Source organism: Paenibacillus mendelii, from assembly GCF_024498075.1.
GTDB classification, from domain to species: domain Bacteria; phylum Bacillota; class Bacilli; order Paenibacillales; family Paenibacillaceae; genus Paenibacillus_Z; species Paenibacillus_Z mendelii.
Genome location: NZ_JANHOF010000013.1, coordinates 106,675 through 124,978, shown reverse-complemented (window position 1 = coordinate 124,978; position 18,304 = coordinate 106,675). Strand labels below are relative to the sequence as shown.

Here is an 18,304-nt window from a genome sequence, read left to right as displayed (position 1 = left end):
CGCGAGGGATCGTGTTCATTCGCATGAGCTGTCCGGCCAGCACAAAAATCCCCGACTCCTCCATTCCCGGCTAAGCCGATTCAGGGTCGTCAGGGATCAACGGTATTAACAGCCTGTGGTTTTGTTCAATCTCAGCGGTCCTATCACCTAAATCTGTACGCGCGCACAAGCGGGCTTCTAACGCAGCTTCCCTCTTGCCAATGGAGCTTTACAACGCCCAGCTCCACCGTCTCTCCAGCGATCGGCATAAAATTCGGCACCACATGCGCCATCGCTTGTCTCAGCTGATCATCGGTCAGCTTGATCGCTAGCGTGCAATGTGGATTCCATCCGCCCGGTATGTAGAGTGGCGATACGGAAGCGGCCCAATCCCCGCCGCACTGCGCATAATAGTCCGCATGAAACCGAAGCAGCTCCTGCGTTACCGTCGGAGACGCAAACAATGTACGGGTCGTGGGGAACGTTCCGACTACGTCGAAATTCAACCTCAATTTATCCCTCTTCGCCATGAAGGCTTCCACTTTCTCCAGCAACTGCTCGACTTGCCCTATTTCATTATAGACTGCAACCGTTATATGCGGCCGCTGCTCTTCTATCCCATACATCGTACTTGAGATCCCGAGTTCATGAAGCTCCCGCCAAATGAGGCGCACAGACCGCTCGACCGCGTCGTTGAAAAAAAGCTCGACCGCGTACATGGCATTGTCACCCTTCTCCGAATTGTCATCGCGGTCGATGCGTCCGAACGATACTTTGGATGGGAGCTTCGCGCCCTTCATGATTTCATAGGCTTGGCGAATATCCGGCACATAGCTGAGCGTCAGGGCAATTCCGCTCTTGATCTCTTCAGGCAGAATATCCACCGCTGCAACTTGATCTTCATTCAAGATGATGACCGTATCAAACTTACTCCGCTGACCGGAAGTGAACGATCGGACACGGTACGTTCCTTCTTCTTGATTCTCATACTCGAGCGGCTGCACGACCAGCTCCTCGCCATCATCCATCGTCAGTCTCACCAGCTGTCCGTTATACCGGTATAGCTGCATATTGCAACCTCCTTAGCACATCCCGGAAGGCTGTTTAATACTGTTCATTAGGACTCAGCCTTCAGGCGCTTTATCTAAAAAAACGTTAAAAACTATTGATAGCAAAGTTGTCCGTTGGTAAAATTAACCTATGCATGCGACAACAGCTCCCCACCCGCAACAAGCAGCAAATCCGCCATGACATACACAGGAGGAGTGGCATGGATGGCCATATGGAGAGGTTTAGGTATCATAGCGATATTCATTGCTGCTGCAATGGTCGCGATTATTGGATATTTCGCACAATATACGGGTCTCAACACGGATGAACAGCATTGGCCTGAAGCGGTTGCTCTGGTCTTGGCCGGCATTATCGTGTGGTTTCTGGGCAAAGCGCTGAACGCCGAACACGTCTATAAACCAAATCCGGACTCAGCAGCAATCGATGCGGTTCAAGCACGCGAGCAGCACAGCTTGCTCTTTATCCGCATGGAATACTGGGGACCTATATTCGCCCTTGTCGGCGTTATTACCTTCTTCGCCCGTTAAGGAACATCCGAACAACCGGCTGCGCAGGCATCCTGCCTGTTTGTATGCAATACCTATACAAGAAAGGTGCGAACCGACGGGTTCGCACCTTTCTCTATTTTCTAAAGCTCTTCGTATTTGAATAACTCATTATCCGGGTCGATCAGCCATTTGCCCGCTTTATCCTTGGTCACTTTAAAGACCATATACGAGCGGTCATCGACAAAGTCATCGCCTTCAATAACTTCCATCTTTTGTACAACATAAACATATGCGGTGCTGTCTTTATAGTACACGATCGAAACCTTCTCGTTCGTAAACTTCAAATCGTAATCCGCGAAAAAGTCGACATAGATATCTTTCAAGTAGTCTACGTAAGGGGATGAAGGATTGAAGGTGGCGACCAGCGCATTCGCGTCCTCGTCATTCATCGCCTTCAGATTCGCTTCCATAGCACCTAATATGGCCGTTTTCTCTGCATCGGGTACGTTCGCTTCCTGCTTGACCACCTCTTCAGCGTTCAAGTAGACCGCATCTGTCGTTTGAATATCATACAGCTTCCAGCTGCCGTCAGCAGCACGGTGCACGACCGCATACGTTTCTTCTAATCGGTCAAGATAGAACCCTTCGCTGCCTGATTTCTTCGTCACTGCATTAAACCAAACGCCAGCCTCATTCTGTTTCCAATCCTCCACCTCGAAGCTATCGAATGTGGTTACCGTAACCACATCGCCGTCTTCTTGAGCCTTCAACTGCTCCTCCAGCCCGTCCAGAAGCTCCGACGAAGGGTCGATCGTGCTGAGAAATCCTTTGTAATCTTTTTTGTCGATATACGCCTGCTGTTTATCGAACAGGGCTTTAATACCCGCCATATCTTCAGCCGTCGGAGCTTTGTAGCTCAGCTTGATCGTCTGGGCCTTGGAACTCCAATCCACTGTGAGACCTGCCGCTTCGCCAATAAAGCGAAGGGGCACGAGTGTGCGTCCGTCAATAGCGATCGGCTTAGCCGGTACAGCGGATGGCTTGCCATTCACAAGTGTATCGCTGGATCCAATTTTCATCTGGATGCTAACATTTCTCGACTCACCTGTAATCGACTTGGTCTTCGTATCATAATCAATGGCAAAGCCTAGTGCTTGAAACAACGAGCGGAATTCCACATAAACAGTGCCTGATTGCGCCACAGGCGCGACGCTAAATTCAATTTCCTCTTCGCCCAGCCATACGCGGATTGGTGATGTCGTGTTTGCATTGGCTGCCATACCGGCCGTTGCAAAGGAGAGTGTAAATACAATGACAAGAGATAAGACGGTCAAGCTTTTCCATGCCCGGAACGATTTCAATGATTTCAACTCGCTGCCCCTCCAATAGGTTCGATTCGTACTGCGGTTTAGATGGCTAAGTGCACATTCTCAGATTCTGGCAACGCAGCCAACCTTCGTTTATAATAGCTGAAATCTTCTAGAGCCGTCTAGTAAATTTTCTACTCTCTGGCAGCAAGCACCATTCAGATCGTAATCGTATCATGAAGCAGCACCTCAACCGTATCTGCCGGCTCTCCCCATTGTTCATAGATTTCCAGATGCCATGATCGCTGAACACGCTCATAGCCATGCTCGGCAATCCAGTGGTGCAGCAGCTCGTACGTGCGAAAAATCATATCCGTCCGCCCCTTATGCAAGGTCACCGCATAGGACTGAGGAGGAACGGTCAAGGATGACATTCCTTCCGGCACGTCTGCGATTTCCTCCACCTGGACGCATACCCAGTACCCGTCTTCATCTTGGGAGTAATCGCCTGCGACGAATACACCGATCATCCGTTCAGGCACGACCCGATTGGCGATCTCGCCTATGCGGCGCTTCAGCTCGACGGCGGCTTTAGGAATTTCATTCTTATAAGCGTCGCCATCCTTGCATATCACCCGTAATCCCACCACCTTCAGCTCTCCGAGTGCCAGCACCTTCACTTCCCGGTCATGGGTCGGAAAATAAATCTCCGTCATCCCGGCAGGCTGCAGGCTCTCCTTGAAAATTTCAAACCGGGGCTTGGCGATATTCAGGTTATACTTGGCCTGGTTGTCCTCGCTGCAGAAATAATCCCAGAATTCGCAAATATGCTTCTCTTCGAAACGGAAGACAACATGCTCATCCGGCTCCAGCGTGTACGCGGCCATCCCTTCCGGCAGGTCGCCGAATTCCGTCACCTGCGCGGCTACAAGAAGGCCATCGCAAAAAATGACGAGATACTCATCGGAGCCGACCCGATTCGGAATCTCATCGATCCGCTCCTTTAATTCCGCAAACATCCGTTTCTCTACTTCGTAATCGTTAGCGCCTCTCAAACCGACTAGATGCACGTGTTCCGTCACAGCTGTCCGCACCTCAATCAGGTCTTCCAGGTTCACCTTAACCGTCATAGAAAAAACCTCCTCTTCCAAATTAAGAATCACCCGCTGCCGCTTCCTGCAGCAGAGGCGATTACATCATGAGGGCGCGATTCTCTGCAACAAACTCATCCCGCACCAGTTCCTTAACGTCATTGAAAACCAAGCGGTGGATGATGTTATGACGCACATATCCGCCCCAGTGCTCTTGGCTGATCCGATGCTCCTTCTCCACCACCTCATAGGTATGGATCGGTTTTATGGTGGACCGCCATTCTCCAAGCAGCTGATGATCCTGTACGTCTACCCTCAGCTGATAAGTGGAATCGGTATCGTTGCGTATCATGAGATCCAGATAATTGTACGAGCAGGTTGCACCGCTCCCAAAGGGCTGCGTACGGTTCGAGTCAGGAAACACGTCGTAGCTGTGCCGATGCCTTTCCGTAATGGTCAGGGGTGTATGCAGCGTCAACCAATAGATCAGATTGGAGAGCTGACACAGTCCGCCGCCGATGCCGGGCTTAAACCGGCCATAGAACAGCACCATACCGGGCACATAGCCCTTGCGCTTCGTGGGATTGCCGATGAGCTTCCAGTAGGACAGGGTCTCCCCCGGATGGATAACAATTCCATCCAGCCTCCGGACAGCCAGCTTCAGATTCGTTTCTTTATTGTGCTGCAGCCACATATCAACATCCTTCAGCTTTCTCAGCGTTGGCGTTGCATGACTGAACACCAAGTAGGAGAGATTGTCCTTACGTATTTCCTTGGCAAAGTCCATCCCACCGAAAATCCATTGTCCGTATCTTCTCCACGTATAGGCAAACTTCCCTGCCGCGAGCCGCAGCTTCGAGCGTTCCCGAGGCTTCATTGGGGCATCCACTCCTGTCCCTTTTCTTTAACCGCAGGTTGTGCGCCCAGAAGCAGCAGAGGCCAATCAGCAAGTCTTCTGTGCTAATGAACGCGGTGATTGACTATCATTAGTTATGTCTTCCAAATTCTACTATACTAACAGAATAGATGGACGAATAGGCGAACATAGTCAAAAATTTACGTTAAACTCCCCCTCTTGGAAGATAACGATTGACATTTATGAATGGGGGGAGTATAACAAGAACAAGAATATTCCGACAAATCGACATTCGTTGACGGGAACAAGCACGTTAGAATAGACAATCTCCAGAGAGTCGGCACCCCGCTGCAAGCCGATGTTTGTCAACTGACGATTTGCATCCTCCCTGAGAAGCCATGCCGAACCGACCGGGATCCACGCGTGCAGCCTAGCCGCTAGGCAGCTGCTTGTACGAATTCCTGAATCGATAAGCATTGGACGGTATCCGCCGTTATACGGAGCGCGTATGATAGTACGCGGCAGAGTGCCGGACGCATCCCTTTCTTATGGAGCGGACGGAATTTAGGGTGGTAACGCGAGATACAATCTCGTCCCTTTTCAGGGACGGGATTTTTTTGTATTTATGGCCTAGATGTCAGGGAGGATGGTTCATATGAATAATAACAACAGCTTGTCTTGGGTCGGGATGACTGAGATTGCCCAAGCGCAAATGCATGTCAAAGAAACCGCGGTGCGAACGCCCCTGCAGCATAGTCGGGTATTATCCGCCAGATATGGATGTACGGTCCTGCTGAAACGGGAGGATCTGCAGGTGGTCCGCTCCTTCAAGCTTCGGGGTGCCTATCATTTGATCAAATCACTCCCTCCGGAACGGCTTACCCGGGGCGTCGTATGCGCGAGCGCGGGCAATCACGCGCAGGGCGTTGCCTATTCCTGCCAAGTGCTGGGCATACCCGGCAAAATTTTTATGCCGAGCACGACTCCCCGCCAAAAGGTAAGTCAGGTTTCCTTCTTCGGGGGACCGGATGTCGAGGTTATCCTGACCGGCGATACCTTCGATGATGCCTACGCCGCCGCGGTCGCGGTGAGCGAGCAAAACGATATGGCCTTCATCCATCCCTTCGACGATCCCAAAATCATTGCCGGCAACGGCACGATCGGTCAAGAAATCATAGAAGCTATGGAAACAACGCCTGACTTCGTCTTCGTTACCATTGGAGGCGGAGGGCTCGCGGCAGGTGTAGGAGCTTACGTAAAAGCCGTTTCTCCTGGTACCAAGCTCATTGGTGTCGAGCCGGAAGGCGCGCCATCGATGCAGAAATCCATCCGCGAAGGAGCCGTAACGGCACTGGATACGATCGATAAGTTCGTCGACGGCGCCGCGGTCAAGCGGGTTGGAGACCTGACGTTCCGCATGTGCCAAGAACTGATTGATGACATTGTACTCGTGCCGGAGGGTAAAGTATGTACCACCATGCTTGACCTGTATAACGAGAATGCCATTGTGGCCGAACCCGCTGGCGCGCTTCCAATCTCTGCTCTGGATCAATACCGTGACGAAATCGCCGGTAAGACGGTTGTTTGTGTCGTTAGCGGAGGTAACAATGATGTCGACCGTATGCAGGAAATCAAGGAACGCTCGCTGGTCTATGAAGGACTGAAGCATTACTTCATGCTCAACTTCCCTCAACGGGCCGGAGCGCTGCGTGAATTTCTTGATGAGGTGCTCGGTCCGAACGACGATATTGCCCGGTTCGAATATACGAAGAAGCACAATAAAGATAACGGCCCTGCTCTTGTCGGCCTAGAGCTGAAGAATCGGGAGGATTATGAGCCGCTTATTGCGCGTATGCATAAGAAGGGCTATCAATTTATTGAGCTGAACAAAGATCCGCTGTTGTTCAATTTGTTAATCTAGGCAATCGGTATAATTCGTGCAGCCCGGAAGATCTCTTCCGGGTTTCTTTATGTTTGCAGCCCAGCAGCGGGACTTTCCCAGCGCAGGTCCGGCACCTTTCTTCAAAATATTGAAACTCAATGTTACTCCCATTCGTTTAATAATTATGAAATAAGGTAAGCAATTGTATAGAGGCCATACGTGTCCCTTGGCCGCAAATTAGACTTTTCGCCAACCTTGCATATAATGGAAGGAGCAGCCTCCGTCATACGCCCGCAGCCAGAGAGTACCGAATCATACACGTTATGTTCGAGAGAGTTTACGAGGCTAAGGAAGTGAGAAGGATTCGAAACCGTTGGTTCGGACCGGAAATCACGTTATTTTCGGTCATTTTATTTTTCGTAGAATTCGTTCGAGGGGCTGTCTTAATCAGCTTTCTCCCCATATTCGGGCAAAAGACGCTTGGGCTCAACTTCGATATCATCGGCATTGCCATTACGGCTCATTATTTGACCGACACGGTGCTCAAGATGGGGATTGGATACCTGCTTGACCGATTTTCAATCCGGTTCGTCGTCCATACCGGACTGCTCGCATCGCTTGCCGGGATCTTCCTGCTTCAGTTCTCCTTTCAGCCTTGGCTGTTTATTGTAGCAGCGGCCTTATACGGGGTCGGGATCTCCCCCATCTGGATTGTCTGTCTTACCAAAGTAAGCGAAGATAATCGTGCGACACAAATGGGCTTTCTATACACGATCTGGCTTGTCGGCCTTGGATCGGGTCCGATTATTTGCAATATTGTCCTTGATTACAGCACCTCGCTTACGTATTACACCCTGCTTATACTGTCGTTACTCTGCTGGGTGCTCTCGTTATTCATCAGCAATCGGAAGACACAAGCCGTCACCACCCTGCCGCTCAAAGAACAACTGGTCGTGCTGCGTGAGCGCCTTCGTCACATGAAGCTCCTGCTGCCGGGGATGATCCTGCAGACTGCCGGTGCAGGCATGCTGGTACCCATTCTTCCGAGCTTCGCACAGAATAAGCTCGGGATGACAGGGGCGCAGTACTCCCTTCTCTTACTTGCCGGTGGAGCTTGCACAGCTGTCGGTCTTATTCCGTTCGGCCGGCTGTCGGACAAGCTCGGGGGCAAGAAATGGTTCCTCGTGCTCGGCTTTATCTTCATCGCCGCAGGCCTTTACGGACTTTCCCTTGAGCCTCCGCTGTGGGAAAGCATGCTGCTCGCAGGTGTGCTGGGCTTGTCTTATTCAGCGCTCCTTCCGGCGTGGAACGCTTTGCTTGCCGCGTATGTGCCGCCGCAGCAGTCCGGGCTGGGATGGGGCATATTCTCTACCGTAGAAGGCATCGGCGGCATGATTGGACCTGTCATCGGCGGCGTATTGGCCTCCGGCATGGGAGAATCCGCGGTTGTCTGGTATGCTGCCATCCTATATGGGCTGATCGGATTTTTCTACATTTGGTTTCCTTTCCGTGTATTCACGGAAAATGCTAAGGCTACGAAATAACAAGGGGATATATAATGAGTCAATGGAATGAATGGATTCACGAGCTCAAAAATTTGGACTTGCAGCAGCTGCAAAAAACGTTGGAAAGCTACTCGGCCTTCGGGCCGCTGCCGGGCATTGCGTTAACGATGGTGGAATCGTTCCTGCCCATCCTGCCGTTACTCGTGTTCGTGGCGGTTAACGCGAATATTTACGGTCTGTGGATGGGGTCTCTTTTTTCTTGGATCGGGGTTTGCGGCGGCTCACTCATCGTATTCCTGATTGCCCGAAAATTAGGAACAAAATTCGGACCATGGATCCAGCGGAAACTACCGAAGACAAAGCGATTCTTCAATTGGATCGAACAGCGGGGATTCACGCCGATCTTCTTACTCGCGTGCTTCCCGTTCTCGCCTTCCGTACTCATTAATATCGTATCCGGACTCAGCAAAGTACCGTTCCATACTTTTGTCGTGGCCGTACTGCTTGGCAAAGCGGTCATGATTTTCAGCGTGTCGCTGCTCAGCTTCGATATCGTCAACCTCGCCAAAGAGCCGTGGCGGATCGTCCTGACCTGCATCCTTATATTTGCCATGTGGTTTGCAGGCAAACAGCTTGAGAAGCGATATGAGTTAAAATGACCGACTTGGCGGGATGGTGAGCGACATGTGGCATGTGTTCCATTTTGGCTTCCTAATGACTAACAATGGGATAAGCTGGCCTGCCGCGATCGACTGGATGAGCAGCCTTGCTTCCGTTCTCGTGCTCCTCCTGGTCGGATCATTGGTTGGTGCCATGATATTTATCATTAAGCTGACTACCGACACCGATGACTCGGACAAGCATAAACAACTGCGGGAGTTCGTAGAAGCGCTATTCGGGACGCCCGCCCACCTGAGGCAAGGAAGCAGCGGGAATGAGGACGCGGACGTGGACAAGGGCCGTTCGTCTGCCGCTAAGGCCGATCCCTTCAATGAGCCATGTCCGGCTTGTAATACGACGGTCACCCATGAAGATCTAGACTGTCCGTCCTGCGGACTTCGATTGCAGTGAGGGAAGCCATTGCCTCGCCTGACATGTATAGAAAACTTCCGTAATCAGCACACTGTAGATGGCTTGCTTATGCTTCCGAAGCGAGTTTTTGCTCTCCCCTTCGGGGCATAGCCCGCAAAAACTTTCAGGAGGTCCAACAACCATGTCAGGTGAACAGCCTTCCAATTTACAGCGTAAAGCCAGTCAAGCGCAGTCCAAGGCCGACCGTTCCGGTCAAGGTAAGGCACAGGCCAGCCAGAAGCAATCGGAAGCCGACCGCAGCGCGGTTCCCAAGCACGGTTTATAATGCTGCCGCAGACCGGGTATCCTACATGTTGACTAACGGTTCTTATCGAACCGGCCTATGCGATAAGTCACAAGGAGGAAGTGCTTCATGAGCGAAAAAAAACGCCATTATGAGATGGAACCTGTATCCGGTGAAACCGTTGAAGTCGACGGCGTGTACAAGAACGAATGGGGCGGCGAGGAGAAATTGAAGCGCGGCCAAACGTTTCCAGCCGACGTCATGCTCGGATCTACAGAATGGGAGCTTGCCGAGCTCGATTTCGACAACCATCATAAAGGACACACCGACCCGCGTCTCGTACCGAAGGCTGAAGATAACGCCAATTCCGGTTCTAAGAGCCCCCGTGGTCACGTCGATCGCGGCGACAAATAAAGCAGCCGCTGACTCCAGCAGACGGTATTACCTGGAATGAACAACATAAATAGCTGAACAGGCCCCAGACCTGTTCAGCTATTTATGTTGTTTCTATTGCTGCCATCCTCGGCATTCCTGACTCAAAACTGCAAGCAAAGATAACTGAGCGTCCCCATATCGTAGCTGCGGTGTATAACGCTGGCCTGCTGCTGGCTGCCGCTTCCCATCGCAATAAATAACGGCACGAAATGCTCTGCTCTTGGTACTGCCAGCTTGGCATGCGGCGCCAGCTCCGCATACCGGAACAGTGACGTTAAATCCTGCTGCTCCATTCGATCGAGCAGCCAGTCATCGAATTCAACCGCCCATGGCTCCGGAGTTGACTGCCCCCAGTTCAGCACGCGCAAATTATGAACCGTCACCCCGCTACCGATAACGAGTATATCTTCGCCGCCTAATCCCTTAAGCGCGGCGCCGATCTTATACTGATCCTCAGGCGATCGGTACGGGTTAACCGATATTTGCACAACCGGGATATTTGCTCTTGGATACATACGGTGAAGCAGTGTCCATGAGCCGTGATCCAGCCCTCTCTGCGAATCCTTCTCTGCCGCAATACCATGCGAAGCTAATTTCTCCGCCACCAACGAGGCGATTTCGGTTGAGCCTTTGGCCTTGTATTGAATCGCGTACAGTTCATCCGGGAATCCGCCGAAATCATAGATCGTCTCGTATTCATCATCCATTGAAGAGATCGTAACCTTCTCCGTCTCCCAATGAGCGGTGAAAACCACAATCGCCTTCGGTTGAATCTGCTGGCCCAGCTTCTCAAGAAAAGCCGTATAAGGCGTCTGTTCAATCGCAAGCATCGGTGAACCATGAGCTAAAAATAATGCGGGTATCATAAGGATCTCTCCTTTTTTTAGTTACTTTATGTAAGTAAGTATATGTTTTATATTAAATTATGTCAAGTAACTCATTCGATTGAAATCTTATGATGGATATATGAATAGCCCGCCGCTCCAAACTCGGATTGACGGGCCTCCCTATCCTTCATTAATGTTCCGGTACCGACTCGGATTTGCCGGCTGGCTTGCCATCAGCTTCAGCATCACGCTGCATAACCTGGTCGGAAAGTCGCTCCAGCCTGCGCAGGTGATAGGAATATTCGAATATGGCAGAGGCGACAAACACAAGCCTCTTGCGGTCATCGGAATCTTCAACCAGATAATCGGTTAACTGCATGGCAAGCCGCGTCTCCCGTTCCTCCTCCGGTTCGAATATGGCCCCCTGCTTCACTTTCCCCTCGATTTTCAGCAGAATCTGCTCATGGTATTTGGTCAAATCTTCAATCTGGCGGTCGAAACGGCTCGCCCACTTGCTTGCCTCCGGAGCAGCAAAATAATGCTCCTCCACCACGTCCAATAGATCCGCTCCCTGCTGCAGTGTCTTAATCAACTGCTTCGATAGGAGCAGCTGCCTGGCCTTGATCAGCTTGCGGCTTGCACGCAGGGTCCGCTCTTCTTCAAAGAGCGTATACCGTTCCTCGAGCTTGCGCAGCGTGCGGTGCAGCTTATCCTTCTCATTCCTATGTACATCCTCCCGCAGCTCATTGGAAATGGCCATACGAAGAAGCAGAGAAAGCTCTGCATACGCTTCATGCACCTGCTCGGTGAACTGCTTGCGGGGACGAGGCGGAAATACGAGCAGATTGACTAAAAAGGCTGCCCCCATACCGGTAAGCACCATCGAAAAACGCTGGAGCGCAAACACCCAGCCCTCACCCCCGGTTGCCTCCATGACGGCAACTACAGTTACCAGTGTCAATCCGATCGTGCTTTCCATCCGCAGCCGGATGCTGATGAGTATGACAATAATACATACAAGTCCAACGGCTATCGCGGTATGCCCGAATAATTTAACTGCAATCAAGGCAACGACCGCACCCAGCACATTCGTCTGCAGCTGATCGCTTACTTGCTGCCAGGATCGTGATATGGACGGTTGAATCGTAAATATGGCTGCAACCGTTGCGATAATCGGCGACGCAAAGCCGATTAATCCGCTAACAAACACGGCGAGTGCAACCGCAAGACCTGTCTTCAATACGCGAGCACCGATGGTCATCGTTCATCACCCCCGGTCTTTAATGCTATGAATAGCCCTTTATCCAAGGGCGTCCTTTTCAATTGAACGCGCAAGGCGATTGGCAGCAATATAGGCCCGTCGTGCATCGCTTTCAAAGGTTCGGCCATCTCTTATATCGCCTCCTCACGTCATTATAGCTTATCCGCCCCCGCTCCGCATACCGCAGCGGCAACCCGTATAGAACCACGGTCGATCGATGGGAGATTACCGGCAGCCATCTTCTCCTCTTACACATCGATAGCAGCCCTCGTGCGGATAACTACCGATCTGCCATATTCCTTTCTTATCCTTAACCACATAGCTTCACATTTCAAAAAAATGCTTAAGGCATCCGCGATCTCGGAGCCTGAGCATATTCTTCATAAAAACCCCTTTCGGCATACTCCTCAAGTTTCTCTTACCATGATACAACAAACGTACGCGGCATGAAAAAAGAAGTTTCAATCCTCCCGGCAGCATCATATAATATAAGCCATAACTTCAGGACATCGGTTTGAACATGACGGGAGAGAGCAGCAGATGTGGATTTTTGCGGTGAATGAACAGGCCGGAGGCGGCAGGGGGAGACGCGTATGGAAGAAGGTGGAGGCGGATGTCAAACGGCGCGGAATTCCCTATCTCGCGATCCTGACGAGCTGTCCTGATAAGGCAAGCGCACGCATCCGCACGGAATTGGAGCTTCGCCCAAGCGAAGATATCAAAGCGGTCATCGTTATCGGCGGGGACGGCACGCTTCATGGGCTGCTGCCCGTATTAGCAGGCAGCGGCATTCCGCTCGGTATAGTTCCGGCAGGCTCGGGCAACGATACCGCACGTGCCTTCGGCATTCCCAAGCAGCCGCTTCAAGCGCTCGAACGTGTATTCACGTCGTTAGCACGTCCGGTCGACCTGCTGCTGCTCACCGGGGGTTCACCCGCTCTTCCACGGCTGGTATTGACAGCGCTTGCGATCGGCTTCGATGCTGCTGTCGCAGACGCGGTCAATCAATCGTCGTACAAAAAGCTGTGCAATCTGCTGCGTGCCGGGTCGCTCGCTTATATCATCGGCGTCTTCCAAACACTGCTGACTTATCAGCCGCGAAGGCTGCAGCTTACAATCGACGGCTTGGAACACAGCTTCGAGCGCGGCTGGCTGTCCGCAATTTGCAATACCCCCTCATATGGGGGCGGATTGCGCATCTGTCCTGATGCCTCGTCTACGGACGGTTTGCTCGATGTGTGCGTCGTACACAGCTGTAAACCTTTCCAACTGCTGCGGCTTTTCCCGACACTGCTGAGCGGTACACATACCCGGCTGTCCTATGTCACGCTGCTCCGGGGACGAGCCGTCGCCGTTTCTGCCGACGGTCCCGCTCCAACTAGAGTATTCGGTGACGGTGAGACGGTAGGGTCCGTCCCCTTATCCGCGCAAGCGGCTAAGGGGTTGCTATTATTGCTCCATTAGCCTTATCCGGCTTTGCAGTTGTATGGATTGTTCGCTTCTTAACACAGGCAAAAAGAAACAGGAGGAGGATACCGTCACTTAGCATCGTCCTCCTGTTTGCTTCGATGAATCGGCGTCACTTTGTTCGAACTGCCTCCGTTGGACGATTCTTCAGGATTATTGTAAGGGAGACTAATTTCGAATGTGGTTCCTGATCCCAGCGTGCTATTTACGCTTACGTTTCCTTGATGGTTATCGACGATCTTGTAGCTTACCATCAGGCCGAGACCGGTTCCCTTATCCTTCGTGGTATAGAAGGGCTGCCCGATCTTCGCCATCTGTTCCCGCGGAATACCCGGTCCATAATCTTGTATGCGCACGATAACATCCCCGCCTTCTCGTACGCAAACGATTTGGATGCTTCCTCCATCTCCCATCGCTTCGATCGCATTCTTGAGCACATTAATGAAGACCTGCTTAAGCTGGTTCTCCACCCCGTGTACCCATAACGCCTCTTCTCCGTATTGAATGTCCAGCTCGATACTGTGCAGCAGCGCCTGGGCTTCCAGCAGCGTCACCGTTTCCCGCATGACGTGCCGGAGATCCCTGTAGGATAATTCATAGATCTGAGGCTTAGACAGCATAAGCAGCTCGCTTACGATCGATTCAATGCGGGTCAGCTCCGATTTCATAATATCAAAATAATTTTTGTTATTCTGCCTTCCGGAAGCGATCAGCTGCAGGAAGCCCTTTAACGACGTTAAGGGATTGCGAATTTCGTGGGCGATGCCGGCTGCTAATTGCCCTGCTACAGACAGCTTCTCCGAATTGATAAGGAGCTCCTCGTTTTTCTTGCGTTCAGAGATGTCCCGGATAATAACTTGAAGGGCCGGTTTACCGGGCAATCGTGCCCAAGTCTGAATGACCTCGGTAGGGAAGGGTCTGCCCTTGACCGAATACCATTCCAACTCGACCGGAGCGGACTGCACACCCCCCTCTGTCACCTGCAGCATGCGCCGCATCTTGTCATGGCATTTGGGCTGAAGGAAATGGTAGATAGACTGGTTGATCAGATCGCCTTCCCCTGATGCTTCGAACATGGCGATCCCCGAACGATTCACGTATTCCCACCTTCCATCACGGATAATGGCGATCATGTCGATCGAATTCTCCACGAGCAGCCGATATCTTTCGTACATAGCCCTGAAGCGCTGATCCACGAATCGGGCGATCAAGCTGAATGCGAAGATAACTGAGGTTGCAACACCAAGCACAACGGCAAGCAGCCCCATGTATTCATTGAGCCGATCCGCCGTCAGCACGACATCGTAAGTGATCGTGATCGCCACGATGCCCAGCAATTGAACAACGATTCCGGAAAGTCCCAGTGCCAGACCAGCTATCAGCAGGTACGAGCCCCTGCGCCGTTCATACAAGTAGAATGAGCCAACCGCGCCTGCAAAGCTCACGATAAAAGCGATAATGGCAAAGCAGGGTTTAAACTCATAGGCTTGAATTTGGTCTCCCATCAAGCAGGCATAATTCAAGGCGCTCGTGCCCGCCGCCATCAATAAGCCGCTTACGATAATTCGCAAGGGCCGGCAATTATCCACGCGAAGGAAGCGAAAAGCGAAGAAGGCCGTTACCGTCGAAGAAACCAGCTTAAACACAGACGTCCAATCCATGATGATCATGTTATCCGTCGCAAGGTCAATAATGAACCGGGATACCCACAATCCGAGTCCATATACGAGCGCTCCGTTGAACAGCCAGTAATTTCGGAAGGTACCGGTTAGCTTCGGATGTCCAATCATATTAAACATCGTAAAAGAGGCAAACAGATTTATAGCCAGTGCCAACAGAAGAAACATCCATTTATCAGACAAAATCAGTTCATCCATTTAGTTCTGTCCTCGATTGCATCAGTAGTAAGCTCCAAAGGTAAAATTCGACATTTTTACATATAATCCTTTTTTTTACGACAGGAAAAATAACCTCGCCCTTCTCTCTCATTCAGCACTGTCTGTAAGAACAAGTCTGAGTTATAATAGAACGAAAATATCAGCAGGAGGCGTCTTGTAAGATGATGAAGGTCTTAAAGGAGTTTAAAGAATTTGCAGTAAAAGGAAATGTGCTGGATTTAGCTGTGGGGGTTATTATCGGCGCCGCATTCGGTAAGATCGTGACTTCGATGGTCAACGATATGATCATGCCGCCGATCAGCAAAATTCTCGGCAACGTCAATTTCGTTGATATGTTCCTTACCCTGGATACCGGCAAAATAGACGAGCCGTCGAAGACACTTGCTGAAGCGAAGGCAAACGGCGCCGTCGTTATTGCCTACGGCCAGTTCATTAACGTCATTATCGATTTTACGATTGTCGCTTTCTGTATCTTCTTAATGGTGAAGGGCGCGAATACCTTGCGGAGAATGAACGCTAAGGAAGAAGAGCCTGCAGCAGTGGAACCAACAGAGAAGGATTGCCCGTACTGCTTGTCCAAAATCCCCCTGAAAGCGACCCGCTGCTCACATTGCACCTCCCATATTTCCGAACCGCATAGCGCAGCAGAAGGCAGCCTGGTGTCGTAGGATGGGTCTCACCCGGAGTGAAGAAGGAGACGAGCAAGAAGAACGCTTCGATATCTATGACGAAGCAGAGACTTGGATCGGTACGGCTGCACGCAGTACGGTGCATGCCATGGGCTACTGGCACCGCTCCTTTCACTGCTGGCTGATCCGTCAAGACGGAGGGCGCAAGCTTGTCTTGTTCCAACAGCGCAGCGCGAATAAGGACACCTTTCCACTCCATTATGACATAACAGCCGCCGGTCACCTGGCGGCTGGCGAGACGATGCAGGATGCGTCCCGGGAAGTCGAGGAGGAGCTTGGTGTCGGCGTCCAGTACGAATCCTTGCTGCCGCTGGGCGAAGCCAGACACGAAGCCGTTGGCACGGCTAAGGGTGTTCCGTTCATTGATCGCGAGATTAGTTCAGTACATGGCTTTGTTTATGAGGGTACGCTGTCGGCTCTTCAACTGCAAGCCGAAGAGGTCGCCGGCGTTTATGAAGCTGATCTGGATGATATGATCGCCTTGTTCGAGAATCGGTTGGCGTATGTAACCGCCTCTGGCATGGAGTACGGGAGCGGCGGCCGGCTTCAGGAAACGGAGCGTATCGTCTATGCTTCAGACTTTGTAACACGGCCCGCCTCCTATTATGCCGGCGTATTCCGCGCTCTCCTCAATCACATCGTAAGCTAGTCTAAAAACCATAACGTGCGCGGGCGACACAGCAGTTGTCCGTACCGGACGGATTCCGTCTCCTGCCAATCGTACCTCCCACTCCACCCGAGGCTGCTCCAGTGAACGCTGGCGCGGCCTCGATTCATTTCTTCCATTTCGGCGAAGCGGTCTTCTTAGACGCGGCCGGCTTCACTTGAATCCGGCTCCTGCTTCCATCGATACCGCGGATGACCGTCCGCTTGGATCTGTCCGCTTTCCCCGTTCCCCGAAGACCCTTCGCCCGTTCCCATTGCTGGTACCAACCATCAATCATGGTATGAATATTGTAGAAAATCGTATTGCGCGGAGCGAGATCGAAATCGTTCATATCCGACTCACCGTAAATCCTGGCGGCTTCCAGGTGCATGCAGCCATGCAAGTTAGAGCCTTCAATCAAAGCCCCTAGCTCATCTGCCGAAGCAAATGACTGGGGATTAAAGCGAATCCGCATCTCGGCCGCTTGATTGTAGCAAGGGGAATTGCGAATTGCTGCCGGCACCTCCTGCCATGGTGCGACAAGGCGGGGGTCGTATCCCATCTGGTTATACCATTGCAGCGCACGGCCTATATAATTCCGGTGAAACTGCAGAAACCGCTCTCCATATCCGGGCGGTAGATTATTAGGGTCAGCTTGATGGTTCTCGTGATGCCAACGGCGATGTTCCTCCAGAAGGGCCGGTGGAAAATTCGGTATTGTCGGCATAACAGATCCCTCCAGTCAGGTTTGACGTTTATTCAGTCTATGAATTTGCCTGAAGAACGGTTCACTCTCTCTGGACTAAAAACAGAACCCCCCGCCTCCCATGGAGGCGGGGGTGTGACGGACGTAAGACGAAGGCCGTGAAGCGCCCCCATACAGTCAGTAATTGTTAATAGCCGTTGCCGTTGTAGCCGTTGTAGCCGTTATTGCCGTACATATTTCCTCTTCCGTATTGGTTGCAGCCTCTATTGTTCTCATCGCTCCTGCCACCAACCAGGTTTCTGCAGTGTTCGTTCGAGACGCAGATGTCAAATGTAATGCGGACGTCACAGCAATCGCCGAAGGTACAGCTGATGCGAACACAGGACTGGCGGTCTTGGTCGAAGAATCTGACCACGTTACAGTTGAAGCCGATCAGATGCTCGACAAGACGTCTGTTTTTGCAGCGGATTGCACGAACGAGCTCCTTCGCCGCCATACGATGCTTTAATTGGCCAAATAAATCAGACAAGTCTGCTCCGGCTTCTTGAACCGCTTCAACAGCTTCATCACATCTTTCTTTACATGACGACGAAGACGAAGAGACACGCGCACGTTTTTTCGTCTTACGCACCACTTTAACATTGCTTACTTTCACTTTGGCTGACATGCATGATTCCTCCTCTTGTTGAGTTAATCTATTCTATGAGAATAAGCAGAAAGCGCGTGGACAAGTGATCCCCGCTATTCGCGTAATTTGAAAGTCAATAACGGCGCGGGTTGCATCGCCTTCCCCTGCAAATGCCTCTCATCTAGCAGCAAAAAAAATGCGGCTCCTCCATAGAGGAACCGCAAATCTCTTTTTGTAATGAAATAGAATCCCT

The 18,304-nt window shown here is 51.5% G+C and carries 20 protein-coding genes; 10 read left to right on the top strand and 10 right to left on the bottom strand.

Features of this window, described 5'->3' with window-relative positions; all coding sequences use genetic code 11:
* Window positions 1-143 precede the first annotated feature (143 nt).
* A complete protein-coding gene (locus NNL21_RS27615) occupies window positions 144-1,049 on the bottom strand; it encodes a 2'-5' RNA ligase family protein (RefSeq protein WP_204820575.1) in 906 nt (301 codons plus the stop codon).
* Window positions 1,050-1,253: 204 nt separating this feature from the next.
* Here NNL21_RS27615 and NNL21_RS27610 point away from each other — a divergent pair, with 204 nt between their 5' ends.
* Complete coding sequence (locus NNL21_RS27610; RefSeq protein ID WP_204820574.1) at window positions 1,254-1,577, top strand: hypothetical protein; 324 nt, start codon at window positions 1,254-1,256, stop codon at window positions 1,575-1,577.
* Window positions 1,578-1,678: 101 nt separating this feature from the next.
* Here the strand turns inward: NNL21_RS27610 and NNL21_RS27605 are convergent, their stop codons facing one another.
* The 3 genes from NNL21_RS27605 to NNL21_RS27595 form a co-directional block, all read right to left on the bottom strand.
* Entirely contained in the window at window positions 1,679-2,908 is a 1,230-nt protein-coding gene (locus tag NNL21_RS27605; RefSeq protein ID WP_204820573.1) for a stalk domain-containing protein, read from the bottom strand.
* A gap of 155 nt (window positions 2,909-3,063) precedes the next feature.
* Window positions 3,064-3,975 (bottom strand): effector binding domain-containing protein, encoded by a 912-nt coding sequence (locus NNL21_RS27600; RefSeq protein ID WP_256555524.1) that lies wholly within the window; start codon window positions 3,973-3,975, stop codon window positions 3,064-3,066.
* A gap of 61 nt (window positions 3,976-4,036) precedes the next feature.
* Entirely contained in the window at window positions 4,037-4,813 is a 777-nt protein-coding gene (locus tag NNL21_RS27595; RefSeq protein ID WP_204820572.1) for a VanW family protein, read from the bottom strand.
* A gap of 634 nt (window positions 4,814-5,447) precedes the next feature.
* Between NNL21_RS27595 and ilvA the strand changes: the two genes are divergently transcribed.
* From ilvA to NNL21_RS27565, 6 genes are all read left to right on the top strand, one after another.
* A complete protein-coding gene (ilvA, locus tag NNL21_RS27590; RefSeq protein ID WP_204820571.1) occupies window positions 5,448-6,713 on the top strand; it encodes a threonine ammonia-lyase IlvA in 1,266 nt (421 codons plus the stop codon).
* Between the two features lie 314 nt (window positions 6,714-7,027).
* Window positions 7,028-8,218: an MFS transporter gene (locus NNL21_RS27585; RefSeq protein ID WP_256555523.1), complete on the top strand. Its 1,191-nt coding sequence runs from the start codon at window positions 7,028-7,030 to the stop codon at window positions 8,216-8,218.
* 14 nt (window positions 8,219-8,232) lie between these two features.
* Window positions 8,233-8,838: a TVP38/TMEM64 family protein gene (locus NNL21_RS27580; protein ID WP_204820569.1), complete on the top strand. Its 606-nt coding sequence runs from the start codon at window positions 8,233-8,235 to the stop codon at window positions 8,836-8,838.
* A 25-nt stretch (window positions 8,839-8,863) separates the two neighbouring features.
* On the top strand, window positions 8,864-9,250 hold the full coding sequence (locus NNL21_RS27575) for a hypothetical protein (RefSeq protein ID WP_204820568.1): 387 nt from the start codon (window positions 8,864-8,866) through the stop codon (window positions 9,248-9,250).
* 142 nt (window positions 9,251-9,392) lie between these two features.
* Window positions 9,393-9,536, top strand: coding sequence for a hypothetical protein (locus NNL21_RS27570; protein ID WP_204820567.1), 144 nt, complete (start codon window positions 9,393-9,395; stop codon window positions 9,534-9,536).
* An 87-nt stretch (window positions 9,537-9,623) separates the two neighbouring features.
* Window positions 9,624-9,908, top strand: a complete 285-nt coding sequence (locus tag NNL21_RS27565) for a transposase (RefSeq protein WP_204820566.1) — start codon at window positions 9,624-9,626, stop codon at window positions 9,906-9,908.
* 122 nt (window positions 9,909-10,030) lie between these two features.
* Here the strand turns inward: NNL21_RS27565 and NNL21_RS27560 are convergent, their stop codons facing one another.
* From NNL21_RS27560 to NNL21_RS27550, 3 genes are all read right to left on the bottom strand, one after another.
* Window positions 10,031-10,795, bottom strand: a complete 765-nt coding sequence (locus NNL21_RS27560) for a DODA-type extradiol aromatic ring-opening family dioxygenase (RefSeq protein ID WP_204820565.1) — start codon at window positions 10,793-10,795, stop codon at window positions 10,031-10,033.
* A gap of 151 nt (window positions 10,796-10,946) precedes the next feature.
* Complete coding sequence (locus tag NNL21_RS27555) at window positions 10,947-12,017, bottom strand: FUSC family protein (RefSeq protein WP_204820564.1); 1,071 nt, start codon at window positions 12,015-12,017, stop codon at window positions 10,947-10,949.
* The gene (locus NNL21_RS27550; protein ID WP_256555522.1) at window positions 12,014-12,145 is read right to left on the bottom strand and encodes a hypothetical protein; all 132 of its coding nucleotides are present in this window, start codon (window positions 12,143-12,145) and stop codon (window positions 12,014-12,016) included. The genes NNL21_RS27555 and NNL21_RS27550 overlap by 4 nt, the downstream gene beginning before the upstream one ends.
* 412 nt (window positions 12,146-12,557) lie before the next feature.
* Between NNL21_RS27550 and NNL21_RS27545 the strand changes: the two genes are divergently transcribed.
* On the top strand, window positions 12,558-13,481 hold the full coding sequence (locus NNL21_RS27545; RefSeq protein WP_204820563.1) for a diacylglycerol/lipid kinase family protein: 924 nt from the start codon (window positions 12,558-12,560) through the stop codon (window positions 13,479-13,481).
* Window positions 13,482-13,555: 74 nt separating this feature from the next.
* Here NNL21_RS27545 and NNL21_RS27540 read toward each other — a convergent pair whose 3' ends face one another.
* A complete protein-coding gene (locus NNL21_RS27540; protein ID WP_204820562.1) occupies window positions 13,556-15,361 on the bottom strand; it encodes an ATP-binding protein in 1,806 nt (601 codons plus the stop codon).
* 182 nt (window positions 15,362-15,543) lie between these two features.
* Here NNL21_RS27540 and mscL point away from each other — a divergent pair, with 182 nt between their 5' ends.
* Both mscL and NNL21_RS27530 read left to right on the top strand, forming a co-directional pair.
* Window positions 15,544-16,050: a large conductance mechanosensitive channel protein MscL gene (gene mscL, locus NNL21_RS27535; RefSeq protein WP_204820561.1), complete on the top strand. Its 507-nt coding sequence runs from the start codon at window positions 15,544-15,546 to the stop codon at window positions 16,048-16,050.
* 1 nt (window position 16,051) lies between these two features.
* Window positions 16,052-16,720 (top strand): NUDIX hydrolase, encoded by a 669-nt coding sequence (locus NNL21_RS27530; RefSeq protein WP_204820560.1) that lies wholly within the window; start codon window positions 16,052-16,054, stop codon window positions 16,718-16,720.
* A gap of 124 nt (window positions 16,721-16,844) precedes the next feature.
* Here NNL21_RS27530 and NNL21_RS27525 read toward each other — a convergent pair whose 3' ends face one another.
* Together NNL21_RS27525 and NNL21_RS27520 are read right to left on the bottom strand one after the other, a co-directional pair.
* The gene (locus NNL21_RS27525; protein ID WP_204820559.1) at window positions 16,845-17,444 is read right to left on the bottom strand and encodes a tyrosinase family protein; all 600 of its coding nucleotides are present in this window, start codon (window positions 17,442-17,444) and stop codon (window positions 16,845-16,847) included.
* Between the two features lie 166 nt (window positions 17,445-17,610).
* On the bottom strand, window positions 17,611-18,090 hold the full coding sequence (locus NNL21_RS27520) for a hypothetical protein (protein WP_204820558.1): 480 nt from the start codon (window positions 18,088-18,090) through the stop codon (window positions 17,611-17,613).
* Window positions 18,091-18,304 lie beyond the last annotated feature (214 nt).

Bases quoted from the DNA above. Each gene is read 5' to 3' on its own strand.
- NNL21_RS27615 (WP_204820575.1), bottom strand. From the start codon at position 1,049: ATGCAGCTATACCGGTATAACGGACAGCTGGTGAGACTGACGATGGAT.
- NNL21_RS27610 (WP_204820574.1), top strand. From the start codon at position 1,254: ATGGCCATATGGAGAGGTTTAGGTATCATAGCGATATTCATTGCTGCT.
- NNL21_RS27600 (WP_256555524.1), bottom strand. From the start codon at position 3,975: ATGACGGTTAAGGTGAACCTGGAAGACCTGATTGAGGTGCGGACAGCT.
- NNL21_RS27595 (WP_204820572.1), bottom strand. From the start codon at position 4,813: ATGAAGCCTCGGGAACGCTCGAAGCTGCGGCTCGCGGCAGGGAAGTTT.
- ilvA (WP_204820571.1), top strand. From the start codon at position 5,448: ATGAATAATAACAACAGCTTGTCTTGGGTCGGGATGACTGAGATTGCC.
- NNL21_RS27580 (WP_204820569.1), top strand. From the start codon at position 8,233: ATGAGTCAATGGAATGAATGGATTCACGAGCTCAAAAATTTGGACTTG.
- NNL21_RS27575 (WP_204820568.1), top strand. From the start codon at position 8,864: ATGTGGCATGTGTTCCATTTTGGCTTCCTAATGACTAACAATGGGATA.
- NNL21_RS27570 (WP_204820567.1), top strand. From the start codon at position 9,393: ATGTCAGGTGAACAGCCTTCCAATTTACAGCGTAAAGCCAGTCAAGCG.
- NNL21_RS27565 (WP_204820566.1), top strand. From the start codon at position 9,624: ATGAGCGAAAAAAAACGCCATTATGAGATGGAACCTGTATCCGGTGAA.
- NNL21_RS27560 (WP_204820565.1), bottom strand. From the start codon at position 10,795: ATGATACCCGCATTATTTTTAGCTCATGGTTCACCGATGCTTGCGATT.
- NNL21_RS27555 (WP_204820564.1), bottom strand. From the start codon at position 12,017: ATGACCATCGGTGCTCGCGTATTGAAGACAGGTCTTGCGGTTGCACTC.
- NNL21_RS27550 (WP_256555522.1), bottom strand. From the start codon at position 12,145: ATGGCCGAACCTTTGAAAGCGATGCACGACGGGCCTATATTGCTGCCA.
- NNL21_RS27545 (WP_204820563.1), top strand. From the start codon at position 12,558: ATGTGGATTTTTGCGGTGAATGAACAGGCCGGAGGCGGCAGGGGGAGA.
- NNL21_RS27540 (WP_204820562.1), bottom strand. From the start codon at position 15,361: ATGGATGAACTGATTTTGTCTGATAAATGGATGTTTCTTCTGTTGGCA.
- mscL (WP_204820561.1), top strand. From the start codon at position 15,544: ATGATGAAGGTCTTAAAGGAGTTTAAAGAATTTGCAGTAAAAGGAAAT.
- NNL21_RS27530 (WP_204820560.1), top strand. From the start codon at position 16,052: ATGGGTCTCACCCGGAGTGAAGAAGGAGACGAGCAAGAAGAACGCTTC.
- NNL21_RS27525 (WP_204820559.1), bottom strand. From the start codon at position 17,444: ATGCCGACAATACCGAATTTTCCACCGGCCCTTCTGGAGGAACATCGC.
- NNL21_RS27520 (WP_204820558.1), bottom strand. From the start codon at position 18,090: ATGTCAGCCAAAGTGAAAGTAAGCAATGTTAAAGTGGTGCGTAAGACG.